Origin of the sequence: Paenibacillus sp. IITD108 (genome assembly GCF_036541265.1) — a bacterium.
In the GTDB taxonomy this organism is placed as follows: Bacteria; Bacillota; Bacilli; order Paenibacillales; family Paenibacillaceae; genus Pristimantibacillus.
Genome location: NZ_JAZHCT010000043.1, coordinates 23081 through 43032 on the forward strand (window position 1 = coordinate 23081; position 19952 = coordinate 43032).

Sequence of the window (19952 nt, forward strand, 5' to 3'; positions counted from 1 at the left end):
CCCTCCTTATTTTTCTGATACCGCCAAGGTAATGTGGCTGGTTCTTTTATTAATCCGGCTTGCGCGACCCATAGCTCGCGGACGGAAACGTTTCATAGTTGGACCTTGGTTTACGAAAGCTTGAGATACAACCAATTTACTTACGTCCATCTGGAAATTATGTTCAGCGTTAGCAATAGCCGAGTTAAGCAACTTCTCCAAAATTGGGGATGCAGCCTTTGGCGTGTGACGCAAAATTGCGATTGCTTCACCAACTTGCTTACCGCGAATCAAATCCGCAACCAGCTGAGCTTTACGAGGAGCAATACGAATAAATTTAGCATGCGCTTTAGCTTCTGACATGTAGGAACCTCCTCTCATTCAAGAAAGTGATAAAGGGCAAATTAACGTCTGCCCGTTTTTTTATCTTCACCGGCATGGCCTTTGTACGTACGAGTTGGTGCAAATTCACCAAGCTTGTGTCCAACCATATCTTCCGTTACATATACCGGCACGTGCTTGCGTCCATCATAAACAGCAAATGTGTGACCGATGAATTGCGGGAAAATGGTCGAGCGACGAGACCAAGTTTTTACAACGACTTTTTTATTTCCTTCGTTCAAATCCTCGACTTTTTTAAGCAGGTAACCGTCGACAAACGGTCCTTTCTTCAAACTGCGACCCATGTGATATCCTCCCTTCACGAAAACGCTGGCGTACTGTGGATAACCACCATCATTACGCGCAAGTTTTCAAGCTTCTATTACTTCGTGCGCTTACGAATGATATATTGGCTTGACGCTTTTTTCTTCTGGCGTGTTTTGTATCCAAGAGTCGGTTTGCCCCATGGAGATACTGGAGACTTGCGTCCAATCGGGGAACGACCTTCACCACCACCATGCGGGTGATCGTTAGGGTTCATAACAGATCCGCGAACAGTTGGACGTTTGCCTAACCAGCGGCTGCGGCCAGCTTTACCAATTTTGATAAGCTCATGGTCGCCGTTACCTACAGAACCGATAGTTGCACGGCAAGTATTAAGAATACGACGAACTTCGCCTGAGCTCAAACGAATGGATACGTAAGCTTCTTCTTTACCAAGAAGCTGAGCTTCTGTACCAGCTGCGCGAACTAGCTGTCCGCCTTTGCCTGGCTTCAATTCGATGTTGTGGATAAGTGTACCCACTGGAATATTAGCTAGTGGCAATGCATTACCAACACGGATGTCTGCATCCGGTCCGGACTCGATTTGATCGCCGACTTTCAAACCTTTAGGTGCGATAATGTAAGCTTTAGCACCGTCAACGTAGTGGATAAGTGCGATGTTGGAAGTACGGTTTGGATCGTATTCGATCGTAGCAACTTTACCAATTACGCCATCCTTAGTACGTTTGAAGTCGATAATACGGTATTTACGTTTATGTCCGCCGCCTTGGTGACGAACAGTAATTTTACCTTGGTTGTTGCGTCCAGCCTTCTTGTTAAGAGGCGCTAGCAACGATTTCTCCGGTGTGCTTGTCGTAATTTCTTCGAAAGTAGATACGGACATATTACGACGTGCAGGAGAGGTCGGTTTATACTTTTTGATAGACACTAGTTTTCCCTCCTTTTCTATACAGACGTTTCAAAGAACTCTAGCTCTTTGCTGTCATCGCTCAATTGAACGATAGCTTTTTTCCAATCAGGTCTGTATCCGCTATGTCTGCCATAACGCTTTAGTTTACCTGCTACACGCATTGTGTTTACGCCGGTTACTTTAACATTGAAAATTTGCTCAATCGCATTTTTGATTTCAGTTTTGTTCGCACGAAGATCAACTTCGAAAACATAACGCTTTGCAGCCATGAAATCACTTGTACGTTCTGTAATAACCGGGCGCTTGATAATATCGCGAGGATTTTTCATTACGCAAGCACCTCCTGTACTTTCTCAACAGCTTCTTTAGTGATAATCAGCTTATCATAAAGCAATACGTCACGAACATTAATGCCGTCAGCTGCTACAAACTTAACGCCAGGGATGTTACGTGCAGATAGTGCAACGTTATCCTCATAGTTAGCTGTAACGATTAGAGCTTTGCGATCTGCTTTAAGATTTGTAAGAATGCCTGCAAATTCCTTTGTCTTTGGAGCTGCCATAGCCAGTTGATCTAGAACGATCAATTCGCCAGCAATCACCTTGGAAGACAATGCGGATCTAATTGCAAGACGACGAACTTTTTTAGGCAATTTGAAGCCGTATGAGCGAGGAGTCGGACCAAATACTGTTCCGCCGCCTACCCATTGTGGTGAGCGAATGCTACCTTGACGAGCACGGCCTGTGCCTTTTTGCTTCCAAGGTTTACGGCCGCCGCCGCGAACTTCGGAGCGCACTTTAGTTTTGTGTGTTCCCATACGCTCAGCAGCTTGTTGCAATACTACTGCGCTGTGCATAACATGAGTGTTTGGCTCGATACCAAATACGTTCTCAGCCAATTCGATTTCGCCAACTTGCGAACCACTCACGTTGAATACTGTAACTTTAGGCATTTCTTGTTCCTCCTTTCTTCAAAAGCAATTATTTCTTAACTGTTTCTCTAACTTTCACAAAACCGTTTTTAGGTCCAGGAATGGAGCCTTTTACTAGAATCACGTTACGCTCAGCGTCTACGCGAATAACTTCAAGCTTTTGGATTGTTACTGTTTCGCTACCCATATGACCTGGAAGGCGTTTGCCTTTAGGTACGCGGTTCGCTTGGATAGAACCCATGGAACCTGGTCCGCGGTGGTAACGGGAACCGTGGCTGTTTGGTCCAGTGCTTTGTCCCCAGCGCTTAATAACGCCTGCAAAGCCCTTACCTTTAGAAATACCTGTTACGTCAACGAATTCGCCCTCTGCGAACAAATTAGCCTTCACTTCTTGGCCAACTTCATACTCACCAAGGTTAATACCGCGAATTTCACGAACGTAGCGCTTAGGCGTCGAATTAGCTTTTTTAGCATGACCTGCTTCAGGCTTATTCGATCTGCTTTCTTTCTTATCAGAGAAACCCAATTGAACAGCTTCGTAGCCGTCAGTCTCTTGATCTTTCTTTTGAAGAACTACGCAAGGACCAGCTTCGATAACCGTTACCGGGATTACGTTACCTTCAGAAGTAAAGACTTGAGTCATACCAAGTTTTTTCCCTAAGATACCTTTCATGTTGACACCTCATTTCCTCTCTATCATTCACTTATGTGATATTACAGCTTAATTTCGATATCTACACCGGATGGCAGATCCAAACGCATCAACGCATCTACAGTTTGCGGCGTAGGATTCACAATGTCGATCAAACGCTTATGAGTGCGTTGCTCGAATTGCTCTCTGGAATCCTTGTACTTGTGTACCGCACGTAGAATAGTGATGATTTGCTTTTCCGTTGGCAACGGAATCGGCCCAGATACACCTGCACCCGAACGTTTTGCAGTTTCCACGATTTTTTCTGCGGATTGATCAAGAATTCTGTGATCGTATGCTTTCAAACGAATACGAATCTTTTGCTTTGCCATATAAGTCCCTCCTTCTTTCGCCCAATTTATTATCGGACATACTCCGTGAGAAAAACCCTCCACTGCCCCATGGCAAAGGGGCCGGGTGTGTCGGCAACCTCTCACATCAACGCAACGTCAGACCAACAGTCAATATTATATAGGAGTGGATGGGCAATTGCAACTATTTTTTCATGCTTTTTCAAAAAAGTTTTCATAGTGCAGCTGAGCTATGGAATGGCTTAAGCGCAGCCTCTATTCAACTGGAGTTTTGTGGCATTTGCCCGGCCATTGAGTCGCTAATGAGCTACTGTTAAAATAGCCATTTTTAGCTTAATAGTGGAACATGTGTCACTATAAAGTTACTCGCGCTCTTCCGACACTCCGCCACAAATGCCTCCATTACAATAATTACCACCAAATACAAAAATAAAACTGCAGAGCCGGCTCTACAGTTTCATAAAAACATATCTACTTATATAACTGGAATCCTTGGAGCATAATAACTGCAATTCTAAAATCGCAAACGACTCAGTTATTGCAGCATATGCCACATATTCCAACACACTAATATTAATAGAAGAAACACGTTGCGAAGATAAACTCACTATATCCGGTTTCAGCCCGATATGCTTGCGCAACGTGGTATCTAAGTACATTTTATGCATTTAGATTCTCTTTTTTTGCCGAATAAACGGTTCTAGACGGATTTCATGTATCTATATGATATCCCGATTAACCCAATACAACACGGTCATCGCTCATCTTCTTACCGCTAATCCGCTCAAATTCGCCAAGCAGCTGTTCAACGGTCAAGTGCTTCTTGCGATCCTCATTCACTTCGAGTATAATACGCCCCTTGTCCATCATAATTAGCCTGTTACCAAGACGAATTGCTTGCTCCATGTTATGAGTAACCATAAGCGTGGTTAGCTTCATCTCGCTTACAATGGATTCTGTCAGTTCCGTAATGAGCTCGGCACGTGCCGGATCTAGAGCCGCCGTATGCTCGTCCAACAACAATATTTGAGGTTTTGTAAAAGTGGACATCAAGAGACTTAAAGCCTGTCTCTCGCCGCCTGAGAGCATGCCGACCATAGCATTCAGTCGATTCTCAAGCCCTATGCCAAGACGAGACAAATGCTCTTTGAATAAAGTACGTTTGGCACTTGTTACGCCAAGCGAAAGTCCTTTTATTTTGCCACGCGTATAGGCCATCGCCAAATTTTCTTCTATCGTCATTCTAGGCGCAGTACCGGCCATCGGATCCTGGAATACCCGTCCAATCCATTGACTGCGTTTATGCTCGGATAGTCTGCTAATATCTTTGCCGTTAATCCGTATTTCACCAGCATCCGGCTTCAATACTCCAGAAATCAAATTCATCAAAGTAGATTTCCCTGCACCGTTGCTGCCAATTACAGTTATGAAATCTCCTGGCTTTAAAACCAGATTAGCATTCATAAGAGCAATCTTTTCATCTATCGTACCCGGGTTAAACAATTTAGATACATTATTTATTTCAAGCATTAACGTCCGCCTCCAATCTGCTCACCTGTCGATGAGGACAGTAACTCTGACGTACGTTTTCGTGCTACTGATTTCTGTTTGGATACACTTCTCATATAAGGTATAACTAGAGCGAAAATAACAATGATAGCTGTTATTAGTTTCATGTCAGAAGCATCAAGCCAGTCTACATATACAGCAAGTGCTGTAATCATGCGATAAATAATTGAACCAAGAATAGCTGCAATAGTCGCTTTGAAAATTGATCTACTGCCAAAAATAGCTTCACCAATAATAACAGAAGCCAAACCGATTACGATCATACCGACACCCATGCCGTTATCCGCGTACTTGAGGTAGTGAGCAACAAATGCACCGGAAGCGCCTACCAAAGCATTGGAAAGCGCAACGCCCATAATAATAGTCATATCAGTATTAGCGCCAAAACTACGTATCATTTTGGGGTTATCTCCTGTAGCACGCAAACTTAGGCCAATATTCGTACGGAAAAACAAATCCAACAATAACTTCACTACAATTACGATGACAATCATAACTAGTAATACATTTGAACTCGAAAATAAAGTTTCCGTATCACGGAATGGATAATTTGGCTTACCTAAAATTCTAAGATTAATGGAATACAAAGCAATCATCATAATAATACCCGACAAAAGACCATTAATTTTCCCTTTAGTATGAAGCAAGCCCGTACAGGTGCCTGCGAGAGCACCAGCTGCAAACGCAAAAATAATCGATAACCATGGCGGTGTTCCGGAAACAGTCGCCACCGTAGCTACTGCTGCTCCAGTAGTAAAGCTTCCATCAACCGTTAAGTCAGGAAAGTTTAGAATTCTAAATGTAATAAATACTCCAAGCGCCATTAGCGCATAAACCAAACCGTACTCAACGGCACCGACCATCAACCCATACATAATAAAACTCCCGTCTATAACGATCAATGGGGCGATGCGGCGTGTCCGCTCACCCCATCGTGATCGTTATTAGTAATAGCAAATCTGGAATTAATTATTGAAGAATATTATTTTGATCTTTCACATATTGCTTCATTTTATCTGTCACTTCGACCCCTTGAGCTTCTGCTGCTTTTAAATTAATAATAAAATCTAGCTTTTGAGGAACGGTTACATCCATTTCACCCGGCTTTTTGCCATTTTTCAAAATTTCCACTGCCATTTGGCCGACTTCATAGCCATGATCATAGTATTTGAATCCAACTGCTGCAAATGCACCAGCCTCAACAGAATCACGGTCAGCGGAGAAGAATGGGATTTTATTTTTGTTTGCAACTTCAATAATGGAAGAAACACCACTTACTACTTCGTTGTCTAGTGTGATGTAAATAGCGTCAACTTTTCCTACCAAAGCGTCTGCCGCTTGTTTTACTTCGGCTGACTTAGCAATCGCTTTTTTAGTCATTTTAATGCCATGCTTAGCAAGCTGTTCTTCAGCTATTTTGGCCATTACTACTGCGTTTGGCTCGCCTTCGTTAATAATTACTCCTACTGTCTTAACATTTGGAAACTCAGCAGCGATAAAATCCATCGTTTGAACAATAGCATCTGGATTTGTATCTGCTGCACCTGTTACATTGCCGCCCGGAGCTTGTAATTGCTTAACAACACCTGCTTCAATAGGATCCGTTACCGCCGCAAACAACACGGGTCTGTCTGTTACAGTATTCGCCAAATCCAATGCTGGATTTGTAGCGATCCCTAGAGCCAGATCGCTTTTTCCATTTGCAATCTTTTGAGCTATTGTTTTACTGTTTGATGGCTCGAACTGCGCACTGTTGTAATCGATTTTAATGTTTTTCTTGTCTTCAAGACCCGCATCCTTCAGTGCTGCCTTAAAGCCTTCCAATGTGGCGTCCAAAGATGGATGCTCACCATATTGCGATACAGAAATCGTATAGTCTACTTTACTGCTGCTGCACCCTGCAGAAAATGCCATTACTGCTGCTAAAGCTAGTCCAACCCAAACTCGTTTCTTCAAAATAATACCCCTCTCATTGTCTTGTATAATACTTCTCTCAACTGTCTCTTTTTGTCGTTGATGTGAACAAACCTTTATGACTATTTTAATTATAAGGGATATCGAGTTTCCGTCAATGCCAAGTTATTTCATCAAAATACTCCAAATTTTAACTAAAAATGTACAGCATACGCCAAAAGTATCATGAGTTTTTCATTTCTTTAATTTCTAGCGTCCAACCTACAGTGAATAAAAGTTAATTATTCTCAAAATAAAAGCAAATGTTATCACATATTTACCAGGAAGCGACTAATTGTCATTAATCGGTAACCTCATTGCAGTATAAGTGAAACAAAGGATCACTGGAGCGATGATTAACTTCTAACGGTTGCCACAAACGCTATTCAGGCTAAAATTACGGATTAATTTTTCTAACGGTTGCTATCGCGCTTAACTATTCATTAAACTACTGAATTCTTCGAAAATCGGTACATTAACGCTCATAGCAACCGTTACATGTTCAAATAACCAAAAATAACCGAAATAGCCTCACTTGCAACCGTTAGCGGATTTTATCAAGGGAAGATCTTGTCCGAGGTTATCATACTTATAAATAGCTGCTCATCGTCGAATCGGCAGCTGCCTCATATCTCGTTAGCATTTTTCCATACCATCAAATGCCAAAATTTCGTTCATAAGCGGATCCATGAAATAAAAAAGACTCTCACCGAAGTGAGAGTCCCAATATGCTTTGCGGCTATAGCCGCAAGGCATTATTTTTGGATAGAAGCAACTGCGCCAGCGCCTACAGTACGGCCGCCTTCACGGATGGAGAAGCGAGTACCTTCTTCAACAGCGATTGGCGAAATAAGCTCAACTGTAACAGTGATGTTATCGCCAGGCATAACCATTTCAGAACCTTCTGGAAGGTTGATGATACCTGTAACGTCAGTTGTACGGAAGTAGAACTGTGGACGGTAGCCTGTGAAGAAAGGCTTATGACGGCCACCCTCTTCTTTAGTCAAAACGTAGATTTGAGCTGTAAAGTTAGTGTGCGGCTTAACAGAACCCGGCTTTGCCAAAACTTGGCCACGCTCGATGTCAGCACGGTCAACACCACGAAGAAGAGCACCGATGTTGTCACCAGCTTGAGCGGAGTCAAGCAATTTGCGGAACATCTCAACGCCTGTAACTACAGACTTACGAGCTTCTTCAGCAAGACCAACGATTTCGATCTCGTCGCCAACTTTAACCACACCGCGCTCTACGCGACCTGTAGCAACTGTACCACGGCCTGTAATTGTGAACACGTCCTCAACTGGCATAAGGAAAGGCTTAGCTGTGTCGCGCTCTGGAGTTGGGATGTAGCTGTCGATTTGCTCGAACAATTCAACAACGCGGTCAGCCCAAGGACCGTTAGGGTCTTGTAGAGCTTCACGAGCGGAACCACGGATGATTGGAGTGTCATCGCCAGGGAACTCATACTCGGAAAGAAGGTCGCGAACTTCCATTTCAACTAGCTCAAGAAGCTCTTCGTCTTCAACCATATCGCATTTGTTCAAGAATACAACGATGTAAGGAACACCAACTTGGCGAGAAAGCAAGATGTGCTCACGAGTTTGTGGCATTGGGCCGTCAGCAGCGGATACAACTAGAATACCGCCGTCCATTTGAGCAGCACCAGTGATCATGTTTTTAACATAGTCGGCGTGACCTGGGCAGTCAACGTGTGCATAGTGACGGTTAGGCGTTTCATACTCAACGTGAGAAGTTGAGATTGTGATACCGCGCTCGCGCTCTTCTGGAGCTTTATCGATTTGGTCGTAGTCCATTGCAGCACCGCCGTAGCGAGTGGAAAGAACTTTAGTGATTGCAGCTGTCAAAGTAGTTTTACCATGGTCAACGTGACCGATTGTACCAATATTAACGTGTGGTTTGTTACGTTCAAATTTAGACTTAGCCATTGAACTTGAACCTCCTCAAATTAAATTCATATTTTTTATGTGTGGGACCGACACCGAGTATGCTAGCAAACCCTAATGCCGGCCAATTGCAAACCAGTTACATGCTGCGCTTCGTTAAAAGCAGTAATTATTCGCCTTTATGCTTAGCGATAATTTCTTCAGCAATTGATTTTGGAACTTCTTCATAATGAGAAAGCTCCATGGAGAACACACCGCGTCCTTGAGTACCAGAACGAAGCGTTGTGGAGTAACCGAACATCTCGGATAGAGGCACTTTGGAACGGATAATTTGTGCACCTGCACGGGAATCCATACCTTCGATACGTCCACGACGAGAGTTAAGCATACCCATAACATCACCCATGTATTCTTCAGGAACCGTTACTTCAACTTTCATAATCGGCTCAAGGATTACAGGGTTACACTTTTCCTTAGCTGCTTTAAGCGCCATGGAACCAGCGATTTTAAACGCCATCTCAGAGGAGTCAACGTCATGGTAAGATCCGTCGTAAACGACAGCCTTAACGTCAACTAGAGGATAGCCGGCAATAACACCGTTTTTCATCGACTCTTCAATACCAGCTTGGATTGGAGCGATGTACTCACGAGGAATTGCACCACCAACAACCTTGTTTTCAAATGCAAAGCCTTGGCCAGGCTCTTGAGGGATGAACTCAACCCAACAATGACCGTATTGACCTTTACCACCGGACTGACGAACGAACTTACCTTCGACTTTAGCAGCAGAACGGAATGTTTCACGGTAAGCAACTTGTGGTTTACCAACATTTGTTTCTACTTTAAACTCACGAAGCATACGATCTACCAATACTTCAAGGTGAAGCTCACCCATACCGGAAATAATCGTTTGGTTAGTTTCCTCATCCGTATGAGCACGGAATGTAGGATCCTCTTCTTGCAATTTGGAAATTGCAATACCAAGACGATCTTGGTCAGCTTTTGTTTTTGGTTCAATGGCAACCGAGATAACTGGATCAGGGAAGTTCATTGACTCAAGGATAATTGGATGTTTCTCATCGCATAGTGTATCGCCAGTCGTTGTATCTTTAAGACCAACTGCAGCAGCGATGTCACCAGAGTAAACGATTGAGATTTCTTCACGGCTGTTCGCATGCATTTGAAGAATACGGCCGATACGCTCACGCTTACCTTTAGTAGCGTTAAGAACGTATGAACCGGAGTTCAAAGTACCGGAATAAACACGGAAGAATGTCAATCTGCCAACATAAGGATCCGTCATAACCTTAAACGCTAGAGACGCGAACGGCTCTTCGTCAGAGGAAGGACGTACACCTTCTTCACCATCTTCAAGAACACCAGTAATAGCTGGTACATCAAGTGGTGAAGGCAAGTAGGCAACTACAGCATCCAGAACTGGCTGAACGCCTTTGTTACGGTAAGATGAGCCGGCAACAACCGGGAAGATTTTAACTTCGCAAACACCTTTGCGAAGTACTGATTTAATTTCTGCGACGGAGATTTCTTCTCCCTCGAGATATTTCATCATTAGTTCTTCATCAAGTTCAGCTACACGCTCAACAAGATCTTGACGAAGCTCTTCTACTTGATCAGCGTACTCAGCAGGAATTGGTCCCTGCTCAGGATCTTTACCAAGATCATCTTTGTAAGTGTAAGCTACACGCTCGATCAAATCGATAACACCGATGAAGTCAGATTCAGCGCCCATCGGCAGTTGAATCGCAACAGCATTAGCTTGCAGACGCTCACGCATGTCTTTAATAACATTCAGATAGTCTGCACCGATAATGTCCATCTTGTTAATGTAAGCGATACGAGGAACACCATAACGGTCAGCTTGACGCCATACAGTCTCAGACTGTGGCTCAACGCCTTCTTTAGCACTGAAAACACCAACGGCCCCGTCCAATACGCGCAGGGAACGTTCAACCTCTACTGTGAAGTCAACGTGTCCCGGGGTGTCGATAATATTAATGCGGTGACCCTTCCATTGAGCGGTCGTAGCGGCAGACGTAATTGTAATACCGCGTTCTTGCTCTTGCTCCATCCAGTCCATTGTAGCAGAACCTTCATGAGTTTCCCCAATTTTGTGAGTACGCCCCGTAAAGAACAAGATCCGTTCAGTTGTTGTGGTTTTACCAGCGTCAATATGCGCCATAATCCCGATGTTACGCGTATTTTTCAAGGAGAACTCTCTTGCCATAATTATGTCTCCTTTCGTTTCTCTTAATCCTACCAGCGGTAGTGAGCAAAAGCTTTGTTAGCTTCAGCCATTTTGTGAGTGTCTTCACGTTTCTTAACGGAAGCACCAGTGTTGTTGGATGCGTCGATAATTTCTGCTGCTAGACGCTCCTCCATTGTTTTCTCCCCGCGGTTACGCGAGTAGTTAACCAACCAACGAAGACCAAGAGCTGTACGACGCTCAGGTTTAACTTCGATAGGTACTTGATAGTTCGCACCGCCGACACGACGAGCTTTAACTTCAAGCACTGGCATAATATTTTTCAAAGCTGCTTCAAAAACTTCCATTGGCTCTTTGCCAGTACGCTCTTGAATTAGCTTGAATGCATCATATAGCAATGTTTGTGCAACGCCTCTTTTACCGTCGATCATAATGCGGTTGATCAGACGAGTAACCAATTTACTATTGTAAACCGGATCCGGCAATACATCACGTTTTGTAACAGGACCTTTACGTGGCATGAAAAATCCCCCTTCCTTTTAGAGTAGAATCCCCTTAGCTGTTATACATGAGGGGTTTATTATTTTTTAGCTTTTGGACGTTTAGTTCCATACTTAGAACGAGCTTGGTTGCGGTTATTAACACCTGCAGTGTCAAGAGCACCACGAACGATATGGTAACGAACCCCCGGAAGGTCTTTAACACGTCCACCACGGATTAGAACAACACTGTGTTCCTGCAGGTTGTGACCGATACCCGGAATGTAAGCTGTAACCTCAACACGGTTAGTAAGACGCACACGGGCATACTTACGAAGAGCTGAGTTCGGTTTTTTCGGAGTCATTGTTCCTACACGAGTACAAACACCGCGTTTTTGCGGAGCACTAATGCTTGTAATTTCACGTTTTAGAGCGTTATAACCTCTTTGCAAGGCTGGCGATTTAGTCTTAACTACTTTCGCTTGACGACCTTTGCGAACGAGCTGGTTAATTGTTGGCATAATGCCACCTCCTTCCCCAATTCATGTCTTTATGTGGTAGACATTTAACCCTTATTTAAGCCCACAGAGCCAGGCGGTTCATAAATGAACAAAAGCACACCTTTAGCCTTGTCATTAGGCACACTTCGATATATTAACATCTTGCTACCATCAATGTCAAGGATATTCGATCATTTTTTGAATTTTTTTTCATCCATACTGGTTGCATTCTATTTCCCCCGCTATTTTACCACTATTTCTAACCGTTCTGCAAAATTAAAACTTATCTGTAACATAAAAAACGAAAGGCTGCTTCGGAAACAGCGCCTGCAGCAGCTTTGAATGGGATGTCATAGATGAAGCTTCGTCTGCTCCCTGAAAAAGATACGTAATAAATTTCTCCTGGCTAAGCTCAAGCTCGTTATATGCAATATGGGACTGAGCATGCAGCTCTACACTGACCGTTCCACTGGCAATATTAAGGTATGCGTGCTGCGAACCGCATGTTATACGTAAACAGCAGTTTTTATTTCCATACTCCCCGCTTTGCTGCAGCCTTCTTGTAAAAACTCCCGTCATTTTTTTAAGAAGCGGATATAACCCTATAACCTTCCACATCGCGTATTGAATGAGCTGCTGCTGCGCGCCCCACTCAGTTAGAGCGTTAATCAGCACATGATCGCTAGGCAGCTTCGCATGAATGTCGACTGCATCCGGACGCAGCTGCATTAAAGATTGAAATAATGGCACTGCTGCCTTCTCATCCCCTGCCAAATAGATCAGCTCTTCGATATGAGCTCTGCCTTCCATCGTCTTGCTGATTTGTCCATAAGCTGCTGGCCGGCCATTTTTCAAAGCGATCAAGCAAGCGGACGTTTCCCATCTTGGCCATTGCAATTGATCGCGCCAAAAAGATTCCGGCCTTGCCACTGAATACGATCGATTTCGGTTAAAAGCCGCATACATATCTGACATCGCTTCAATATAATCTGAATGGAATGAAATGATTTCGTATTCTGTTTGCAGCTGTACAGGCGGAACTAACGCGCTTTTTATTGCATAGACAGGCTCAGGAACAACATTCCAGCCTAATTTCTCATAAAATGGTGTAATTACAGCAAATAGCAAGGACAGGTCAAAGCCCTGCTCCGACATCCACTCCGTTTGACGGTTTAAAATCTTTTGACAAAGCCTTCTCCCTCTATATTCAGGAAGAGTAGCGACACTGCCTAATCCTCCAACTTTTATTTCCACATCCTCAATTCGGCAGTGGAATGGGAAAATTTGTACAGTTGAAGCAAGCTGCCCATCGCATTTCGCTATCCAGGTCGTCGAAAATGAATATGTCTGATCATAATCCAGACGCTGCTGAAAAAAGTGCTTGCCGTTAGGAAACACCTTGTCCAATATGTCGTAAACGCCTTCCAGTTCCTCGCGATTTTCAACGCTGCGAACTTCAATTGCATCAGAATTCATGCTTATTCTCCTCATCTTTAATAAATTAAATCTTGCGTTGACTTTATAAGGGGATATAATAATTAAACATAGCACACTTGTGAGCGCTCCCACAATATTGAATAACTAACTTTCGATTTTAGCACCAGCTGCGGTAGCGGCTTCCCTGTAAAAATAAGTTATGAACAGCAGGTGATCTTATGTCATTGCGTTTAAAATATTTTTTAGTATGCGTGCTGGTGATTACCGTTCCTTTTATGATCAGCGGATTAATTACGTATAAGCAATATATCAGTTTTGTAGAAAAGGATACAAGAAACTATGTCGTGCAGATTACAGATCAAATTCGTATGAATCTGGACAACTATATCGATGAGCTGGACAAAATTACGTTGACACCTTATTACCAGAATGCGGTTATTGCCACATTGGCCAAGCATAATAAGCCTTGGAGCGAAAATGTATATGCTGTCAAGGAAGAGCAGCTTAATATGAACCTCTATCTTTCTTCGCAAAGCAGAAAAAATTTTGTCGGGCTCGTTTTGTTAGCTAATGACGGAAGCCTCTTCAGCGATTCCAACGACATCAGCGCTTCAAAGTGGTCCTTGCTAGATGCCGCAGCTGTTGACACTGTCAATCAAGCCGATGGGAAACTGGTTATTCTGCCGCCACATATCGCTTATTATTATAAACGCCCGGCACATGTCTTTTCTGTTGCCCGTTTAATACGGGAACCAGGGACCAATAAACCGCTGGGCACGATAAAAATTGATTTAAATGAAAAAGCATTTTTGGAATTTTTGGAAACTGTTAAATTAGGCAATGGAAGCAAGGTGCAGATTATGGACAAGGATGGCAGAATGTTTTACCCAGAGCTAAGTGGTGAAATATCACAGCAAAACAATCAGGTCACCCCGTTTGCCGGTGACACGGGAGATTTAATTGAAAAGGCCTTTTCCAGCTATTCTAATCTTTTCATTGTTGGGAGTATTTCTAAAAATGAGCTGCATAAGGATGCCGAGAAGCTGGTGCTCTCCACATTGTATTTATCTATTTTATCATTGGTGGTTGCTTATATTATCGCTGCTTTGTTTTCAAATCAGCTGGTCAAGCCTATTCGCAAGCTGCAAATGTCTATGAAGCGGATTGCGCGCGGCTCTTTTACTGAGCGGGTGGCGGTTTCTGCAACGGATGAAATGGGTCAGCTTGCGGTAGGCTTCAACCTAATGGTCAGCGAAATTGAGCGACTTGTGCATGAAGTTTATGAAACCAGAGTAAAGGAGCGCGAGTCCGAAATTACTGCGCTTCAAAGTCAAATCAATCCACATTTTATGTACAATACGCTTGAACTGATTAATATGATGGCGCTGCAGCAAGGCAGCTTGGAAATTTCAGATGTAACGTCGAGCTTTGGAAAACTGCTGCGATATACGGTAGACAAGGAGCGCATGCCAGTCCGCTTAATTGATGAATTCCGCTTTGTAGAAGCTTATATGCAAATTCAGTCATTCCGATTCGGCGACAGCATCGTGTACTCCATCGATTTGCATCCTGAGCTCGAGCAATGCTGGGTACCCAAACTCATACTCCAGCCTATTATCGAAAATGCAATTCAACACGGCGTCGGCGATAGCGGCGGGCAAATTCGAGTGCGCGCAGAAGTCGAGAACGGCGATCTGATCCTCGCAATCGAGGACAATGGCAAAGGCATGACGCCAGAGGATATAAAAAAGATCTATGCCGGACTTTATGAGGAACACAGCAAAAACAAGCAGGAAACTTCAGCCTTCGGCACACGACGCGGGGGATATGCTCTGTACAATTTATTTCATAGAATACAGCTGCTTTATGGGGAGCCTTATGGATTATACATTGATAGCAAAGTCCAGCAAGGCAGCCTTGTTTATTTAAGATTGCCGCTTAGTTGGGAGCTGCCTAATCAAAGGCATCATCGAGAGGAGGATCAGGATGTATCGCGTATTGATCGTTGAGGATGAAAAGCAAATACGGGAAGGCCTCCGTCAGTTAATCGAAAATTTAATTGGCGGATTTAAAATTGCCGGTGTCGCCGTTAATGGCAAGGAAGGCCTGGAGCTGGCCAGAGCATTACGGCCCGACATTATTATTACCGATATTCGCATGCCTGTTATGGATGGGCTTGAAATGATTTCAAGCATTCGCGAGCAATTCGCTGACGTTGATATTTACATTTTAAGCGGATATGAGGAATTTGAATATGCAAAGCAAGCGCTGCGCTACCGGGTGACCGATTACTTGCTTAAGCCGATAAGCAGAATTGAGCTTGCGCAAACACTTGAGCGTTATAAAGAAAAAAGACAAGCGCAGCATATCCAGGAGGAAGAACGTACAGCAGGTACAGAAAATAGAGATGGTAAAGCTGGCGCCAGCCGAAGCAGCCGTAAGATCATACGCGAAGTTAAGGAATACGTCCAGCAACATCTTGACCAGAATATTACGCTACAGGAAGTAGCTGAAAAGGTTTATTTGAATGCACAATATTTATCCTATTTATTCAAGTGTGAAACCGGTCAAAATTACGGTGAGTTTGTAACTGAAGAAAGAATCGGTAAAGCAAAACTGCTTTTAAAAGATACTAACTTGAAAATTAGGGAAATTTCAGTTATGTGCGGCTATACACATGAAAAATATTTTATGAGTGTGTTTAAACAGCATGCAGGTGTAACTCCTTCTCAATATCGAGAATTATAATCCCTCGAAATTTTATACCTTTTATCGATTCTGTTGGATTTTAGCCGGTAAGACATATCTTTTATACTTAATTTGTCCACAGGACACGACTGTTTATAAGGGGGATATAGGTATGAAAAAATGGATAGGAGGCATTCTTGTAATTGTTCTCGCGTTCACTGCTGTACTCGGATGCAGCAATGAAAACAATGGACAAGACTCGGAGAAGCCTGATCAGTCTACTGGAAAAAAGGTTAATCTTACGTTCAGTATTGCTGGCAGTGATGAGCACAAAAAAATGTACGAAGATTTAGCAGCAAAATTTACTACGCTTCATCCTAACGTGACAGTTGAGGTCATGAATGTTGTAAATGAAGATTACGATCGTAAGCTTTCTATTATGATGGCTTCCCGTGAAGCACCTGATTTGGGCTGGGTGTTCGAAAGTACTATTCCAACATTATTTCAAGCTGGCCAACTCTTGGATGTAACAGAAGCATTAAAAGCGGATAAGGAATATGACTTTAATGATTTTTATCCGGCCACTTTGGAATTGCTGACTAACGAGGGAAAAAACTACGGTGTGCCATTTTCTACTCCGACAACGATGATTTTTTACAACAAAACAATGTTTAAAGAAAAAGGATTGAAAACGCCATCAGAGCTTTATGCCGAAGGCAATTGGACACTTGAAGAATATTTAAAAGCAGCTCAAGCGTTGACAGATTCATCAAAAGGAATTTATGGGGCGGATTACTTGCATGCCTGGCAGTACTGGTCTTCTACTTTATTGCCGCTAGTTTGGGCATATGGCGGAGATTTGTTTAACGATGACAAATCAGCGATTGCTATTAATTCTCCTGAATCCGAACAAGCGATTCAATTTTACTATGACATGCTGTTCAAGGATAAGGTGCATCCTAAGCCAGGCGACAGCCAATCTACGTTTGAATCCGGACAGGTTGCCATGTTCAAGGATATGTACAGCTTCGTAACAAAAGCTAGAAAAATTACTGATTTCGAATGGGATGTCGCTCCTTTGCCAGAAGGTCCTAAAGGAAGAGGCACACTTATGGGCTATGCGGGCATTGGTGTTTTTTCCGATACAGAGCATCCAGAAGAAGCCGCACAATTTTTAAAGTTTCTAAGCAGCAAGGACTCCATGAGCGTAACTGCACAATATTTCGTGCCAGGGCGTAAATCTATTCTTGAATCCGAGATTTTTATGAAACCAGATCAGCAGCCCTCACCAGAAAGTATTCAAATTGCTGTATTGGATCAGATGAAGGATGCCCGCGTCAGCCCATCTCATGTAAAATGGCAGCAAATTAATGTTACCGCTCAATCTATTATTGATAAATTGAACACCCAGCAAGCAACGGTTAAAGATGTGCTTATTGAATTGGAGACTGCACTCAACGCTCTAATTACGCCTTAATAATCACTTACAAACTAAATAAAACAGCGAATTTCACCAAGCCTTGGCTTGGTGAAATTCGCAATGCGAGAGGAGGCCTATATTGAAGCTGTCACGACGCGATATGTGGTATGGTTATGCCTTTGTACTGCCTATGGTTGCAGGATATATAATATTTCTTTTAATTCCTATCATTACTGCAATGGTAATGAGTTTTTCAGATTGGTCGTTTACAAGAGAACTGTCCTGGGTTGGCTGGAGCAATTATGACAAGCTTTTGAATCAAGATGCCATTTTCAAAAAATCTTTATTTAATACTTTATATTTTTCAGTTGGATTAGTGCCGTTAAACATTTTGCTCGCCCTCTCTCTGGCTTTACTGTTAAACAGGAACATTAAAGGAATCGGCTTGTTCAGAACGGCGATTTTCACACCTGTCGTCGTTTCCATCGTGGTATGGGCGATTGTATGGAAATATATTTTTGCTACAGACGGGCTTATTAACAGCATTTTATCTTTATTCGGTATAGATGGTCCTGTATGGCTTTATGATATGCATTTGACTATGCCAGTTGTAATTGTGATTAGTGTACTGAAAAATGTGGGGCTCAATATGGTTATATTTTTGGCAGGGCTGCAGGACGTTCCCCGATTATATTATGAGGCCGCAAGCATTGACGGCGCTTCTAAATGGAAAACACTGCTTCATATTACACTGCCGCAAATTTCTCCATCTATCTTTTTAGCATTGATCATAACCTTAATTGGCTCCTTGCAAGTATTTGGACAAGTCTATGTCATGACTGGCGGGGGTCCTGCAAACAGTACGATGGTATTAGTGTACTACATTTATCAGCAGGCCTTTAATTTATATGAATTTGGTTACGCATCTGCGATTGCGTGTGTACTGTTCGCCATCATCTTGGCCCTTACTATTATACAGTGGTACATGAGGAAAAGGTGGGTGCATTTTGAAAACTAAAGCTAATTTAATGAATAAGCTTTTCGTGTACTTGGTCCTAATCATCGTTTCCGTTTTCATCATGATCCCCTTCTTGTGGATGGTAATCACCTCATTGAAGGATCAGACAAAAGTTTTTATGTTTCCTCCTCAGTGGATTCCTAATCCGATTGTTTGGGAAAATTATATCGAGGTTTTTAAACAGCAGCCGTTCCTTCTCTATTTTTGGAACAGCTTATACATTGGAGTAATTGTTACTGCGGGTACCTGTGTTCTTTCCGCACTGGCTGGTTATGCTTTTGCTAAAATATCATTCCCCTTAAAAAACGGACTGTTTTTGTTGTTGTTAAGCGGACTGATGATTCCGGTAGAAGTAACCATTATCCCTCTATTCACTACGTTCGCAAAGCTGAAGCTGTCTAATTCTCATTTCCCGCTAATCGTTCCCCCTATGCTGGGAGCAGGAGGCGCATTCGGCGTTTTTTTAATGAGGCAGTTCTTTATTACAGTGCCAAAAGAAATCGATGAAGCAGCAAAAATCGATGGCTGCACACCATGGCGCATCTTCCATACGATCATGCTGCCTATGTGCCTGCCGGCAATAGCGACTTTATCCATTTTCACCTTTTTAAACAGCTGGAATGATTTCCTTAGTCCGCTTATTTACGTAAACTCCGATCGGCTGTTTACATTGCCTATTGGTTTATCGATGTTTTCCAATATTAACGGCACTTCATGGCATCTCATTATGGCAGCTTCGGTTGTGTCCGCTTTACCGATTTTAATCGTTTTTTTCCTTGCTCAAAAACGCTTTATAGAAGGTGTATCCCTGACAGGGATTAAGTAAGTGATAGATGGAATGGATCATATTCATATCCGCTGCCTATTAGAACGTTTTTTTATTTTCTGCACAACAAAAACGCCTAACGGCGCCGACTGTACGAACTGAAAATGTAGACTGATAGCGCTATTTAAGCAAATTTCGTTGATATTAATTTCTAACGCAGATCAGATGCTCTATGTGTGAATAAACACTTGTTTAGAGGACCTTTTATCCTCAATAAGAACATATAGATTCGTTAAAATTTTCAAAAAAGGCATTTTTCGCATAATAACACTGCCACGCTTCGTTAGATTTCAGCCCATACAAGAAGAAACGCTGCGCGTCCTTGGCTAAGGATGTGCCATATCACGGTGAAATATAGGATCAAATATAAGATGAAAACTTATACTTTCCTATATTTCAAGAATAGACGGCCTCGCCATCCCTCACAGTTGAAAACTTATATTTCA

The 19952-nt window shown here is 42.8% G+C and carries 20 protein-coding genes; 5 read left to right on the forward strand and 15 right to left on the reverse strand.

The window, feature by feature from the left end:
• Positions 1 to 6 precede the first annotated feature (6 nt).
• The 15 genes from rplV to V1L65_RS25480 all read right to left on the reverse strand — a co-directional run bounded on the left by rplV (position 7) and on the right by V1L65_RS25480 (position 13593).
• Complete coding sequence (gene rplV, locus V1L65_RS25410) at positions 7 to 342, reverse strand: 50S ribosomal protein L22 (protein ID WP_331702084.1); 336 nt, start codon at positions 340 to 342, stop codon at positions 7 to 9.
• 41 nt (positions 343 to 383) lie between these two features.
• Entirely contained in the window at positions 384 to 665 is a 282-nt protein-coding gene (gene rpsS, locus V1L65_RS25415) for a 30S ribosomal protein S19 (RefSeq protein ID WP_331702085.1), read from the reverse strand.
• A gap of 77 nt (positions 666 to 742) precedes the next feature.
• Positions 743 to 1573 (reverse strand): 50S ribosomal protein L2, encoded by an 831-nt coding sequence (rplB, locus tag V1L65_RS25420; RefSeq protein ID WP_331702086.1) that lies wholly within the window; start codon positions 1571 to 1573, stop codon positions 743 to 745.
• A gap of 17 nt (positions 1574 to 1590) precedes the next feature.
• On the reverse strand, positions 1591 to 1884 hold the full coding sequence (gene rplW / locus V1L65_RS25425; RefSeq protein ID WP_331702087.1) for a 50S ribosomal protein L23: 294 nt from the start codon (positions 1882 to 1884) through the stop codon (positions 1591 to 1593).
• Positions 1884 to 2507 (reverse strand): 50S ribosomal protein L4, encoded by a 624-nt coding sequence (rplD, locus tag V1L65_RS25430; protein WP_331702088.1) that lies wholly within the window; start codon positions 2505 to 2507, stop codon positions 1884 to 1886. The genes rplW and rplD overlap by 1 nt, the downstream gene beginning before the upstream one ends.
• Positions 2508 to 2535: 28 nt before the next feature.
• Positions 2536 to 3159, reverse strand: coding sequence for a 50S ribosomal protein L3 (rplC, locus tag V1L65_RS25435; protein WP_331702089.1), 624 nt, complete (start codon positions 3157 to 3159; stop codon positions 2536 to 2538).
• A gap of 41 nt (positions 3160 to 3200) precedes the next feature.
• On the reverse strand, positions 3201 to 3509 hold the full coding sequence (gene rpsJ, locus V1L65_RS25440) for a 30S ribosomal protein S10 (protein WP_017692074.1): 309 nt from the start codon (positions 3507 to 3509) through the stop codon (positions 3201 to 3203).
• A 714-nt stretch (positions 3510 to 4223) separates the two neighbouring features.
• Positions 4224 to 5018: an ABC transporter ATP-binding protein gene (locus V1L65_RS25445; protein WP_331702091.1), complete on the reverse strand. Its 795-nt coding sequence runs from the start codon at positions 5016 to 5018 to the stop codon at positions 4224 to 4226.
• Positions 5018 to 5932 (reverse strand): ABC transporter permease, encoded by a 915-nt coding sequence (locus V1L65_RS25450; protein ID WP_331702092.1) that lies wholly within the window; start codon positions 5930 to 5932, stop codon positions 5018 to 5020. Before V1L65_RS25450 ends, V1L65_RS25445 begins: the two co-directional genes overlap by 1 nt.
• Before the next feature lie 94 nt (positions 5933 to 6026).
• Complete coding sequence (locus V1L65_RS25455; RefSeq protein ID WP_331702093.1) at positions 6027 to 7013, reverse strand: ABC transporter substrate-binding protein; 987 nt, start codon at positions 7011 to 7013, stop codon at positions 6027 to 6029.
• A gap of 752 nt (positions 7014 to 7765) precedes the next feature.
• A complete protein-coding gene (tuf, locus tag V1L65_RS25460; protein WP_331702094.1) occupies positions 7766 to 8956 on the reverse strand; it encodes an elongation factor Tu in 1191 nt (396 codons plus the stop codon).
• A gap of 127 nt (positions 8957 to 9083) precedes the next feature.
• The gene (gene fusA / locus V1L65_RS25465; RefSeq protein WP_331702095.1) at positions 9084 to 11159 is read right to left on the reverse strand and encodes an elongation factor G; all 2076 of its coding nucleotides are present in this window, start codon (positions 11157 to 11159) and stop codon (positions 9084 to 9086) included.
• Positions 11160 to 11188: 29 nt separating this feature from the next.
• On the reverse strand, positions 11189 to 11659 hold the full coding sequence (gene rpsG / locus V1L65_RS25470; RefSeq protein WP_331702096.1) for a 30S ribosomal protein S7: 471 nt from the start codon (positions 11657 to 11659) through the stop codon (positions 11189 to 11191).
• Between the two features lie 59 nt (positions 11660 to 11718).
• Positions 11719 to 12138, reverse strand: coding sequence for a 30S ribosomal protein S12 (gene rpsL / locus V1L65_RS25475; protein WP_331702097.1), 420 nt, complete (start codon positions 12136 to 12138; stop codon positions 11719 to 11721).
• A 255-nt stretch (positions 12139 to 12393) separates the two neighbouring features.
• Positions 12394 to 13593: a GNAT family N-acetyltransferase gene (locus V1L65_RS25480; protein ID WP_331702098.1), complete on the reverse strand. Its 1200-nt coding sequence runs from the start codon at positions 13591 to 13593 to the stop codon at positions 12394 to 12396.
• Positions 13594 to 13772: 179 nt separating this feature from the next.
• On the opposite strand from V1L65_RS25480, the gene V1L65_RS25485 reads away from it, so the two are divergent.
• From V1L65_RS25485 to V1L65_RS25505, 5 genes are all read left to right on the forward strand, one after another.
• A complete protein-coding gene (locus V1L65_RS25485) occupies positions 13773 to 15563 on the forward strand; it encodes a cache domain-containing sensor histidine kinase (protein ID WP_331702099.1) in 1791 nt (596 codons plus the stop codon).
• Positions 15541 to 16302 carry a response regulator transcription factor gene (locus tag V1L65_RS25490; protein WP_331702100.1) on the forward strand — a complete coding sequence of 254 codons (762 nt, stop codon included), beginning with the start codon at positions 15541 to 15543 and terminating at the stop codon, positions 16300 to 16302. Before V1L65_RS25485 ends, V1L65_RS25490 begins: the two co-directional genes overlap by 23 nt.
• 112 nt (positions 16303 to 16414) lie before the next feature.
• A complete protein-coding gene (locus tag V1L65_RS25495; RefSeq protein ID WP_331702101.1) occupies positions 16415 to 17719 on the forward strand; it encodes an ABC transporter substrate-binding protein in 1305 nt (434 codons plus the stop codon).
• An 82-nt stretch (positions 17720 to 17801) separates the two neighbouring features.
• Entirely contained in the window at positions 17802 to 18680 is an 879-nt protein-coding gene (locus V1L65_RS25500) for a carbohydrate ABC transporter permease (RefSeq protein ID WP_331702102.1), read from the forward strand.
• Positions 18670 to 19506 (forward strand): carbohydrate ABC transporter permease, encoded by an 837-nt coding sequence (locus tag V1L65_RS25505; protein WP_331702103.1) that lies wholly within the window; start codon positions 18670 to 18672, stop codon positions 19504 to 19506. The genes V1L65_RS25500 and V1L65_RS25505 overlap by 11 nt, the downstream gene beginning before the upstream one ends.
• Positions 19507 to 19952 lie beyond the last annotated feature (446 nt).

Bases quoted from the DNA above. Each gene is read 5' to 3' on its own strand.
- rpsG (WP_331702096.1), bottom strand. From the start codon at position 11,659: ATGCCACGTAAAGGTCCTGTTACAAAACGTGATGTATTGCCGGATCCG.
- rpsL (WP_331702097.1), bottom strand. From the start codon at position 12,138: ATGCCAACAATTAACCAGCTCGTTCGCAAAGGTCGTCAAGCGAAAGTA.
- V1L65_RS25490 (WP_331702100.1), top strand. From the start codon at position 15,541: ATGTATCGCGTATTGATCGTTGAGGATGAAAAGCAAATACGGGAAGGC.
- tuf (WP_331702094.1), bottom strand. From the start codon at position 8,956: ATGGCTAAGTCTAAATTTGAACGTAACAAACCACACGTTAATATTGGT.
- V1L65_RS25450 (WP_331702092.1), bottom strand. From the start codon at position 5,932: ATGTATGGGTTGATGGTCGGTGCCGTTGAGTACGGTTTGGTTTATGCG.
- rpsS (WP_331702085.1), bottom strand. From the start codon at position 665: ATGGGTCGCAGTTTGAAGAAAGGACCGTTTGTCGACGGTTACCTGCTT.
- V1L65_RS25485 (WP_331702099.1), top strand. From the start codon at position 13,773: ATGTCATTGCGTTTAAAATATTTTTTAGTATGCGTGCTGGTGATTACC.
- V1L65_RS25445 (WP_331702091.1), bottom strand. From the start codon at position 5,018: ATGCTTGAAATAAATAATGTATCTAAATTGTTTAACCCGGGTACGATA.
- rpsJ (WP_017692074.1), bottom strand. From the start codon at position 3,509: ATGGCAAAGCAAAAGATTCGTATTCGTTTGAAAGCATACGATCACAGA.
- rplD (WP_331702088.1), bottom strand. From the start codon at position 2,507: ATGCCTAAAGTTACAGTATTCAACGTGAGTGGTTCGCAAGTTGGCGAA.
- V1L65_RS25480 (WP_331702098.1), bottom strand. From the start codon at position 13,593: ATGAATTCTGATGCAATTGAAGTTCGCAGCGTTGAAAATCGCGAGGAA.
- V1L65_RS25495 (WP_331702101.1), top strand. From the start codon at position 16,415: ATGAAAAAATGGATAGGAGGCATTCTTGTAATTGTTCTCGCGTTCACT.
- rplV (WP_331702084.1), bottom strand. From the start codon at position 342: ATGTCAGAAGCTAAAGCGCATGCTAAATTTATTCGTATTGCTCCTCGT.
- rplW (WP_331702087.1), bottom strand. From the start codon at position 1,884: ATGAAAAATCCTCGCGATATTATCAAGCGCCCGGTTATTACAGAACGT.
- rplC (WP_331702089.1), bottom strand. From the start codon at position 3,159: ATGAAAGGTATCTTAGGGAAAAAACTTGGTATGACTCAAGTCTTTACT.
- fusA (WP_331702095.1), bottom strand. From the start codon at position 11,159: ATGGCAAGAGAGTTCTCCTTGAAAAATACGCGTAACATCGGGATTATG.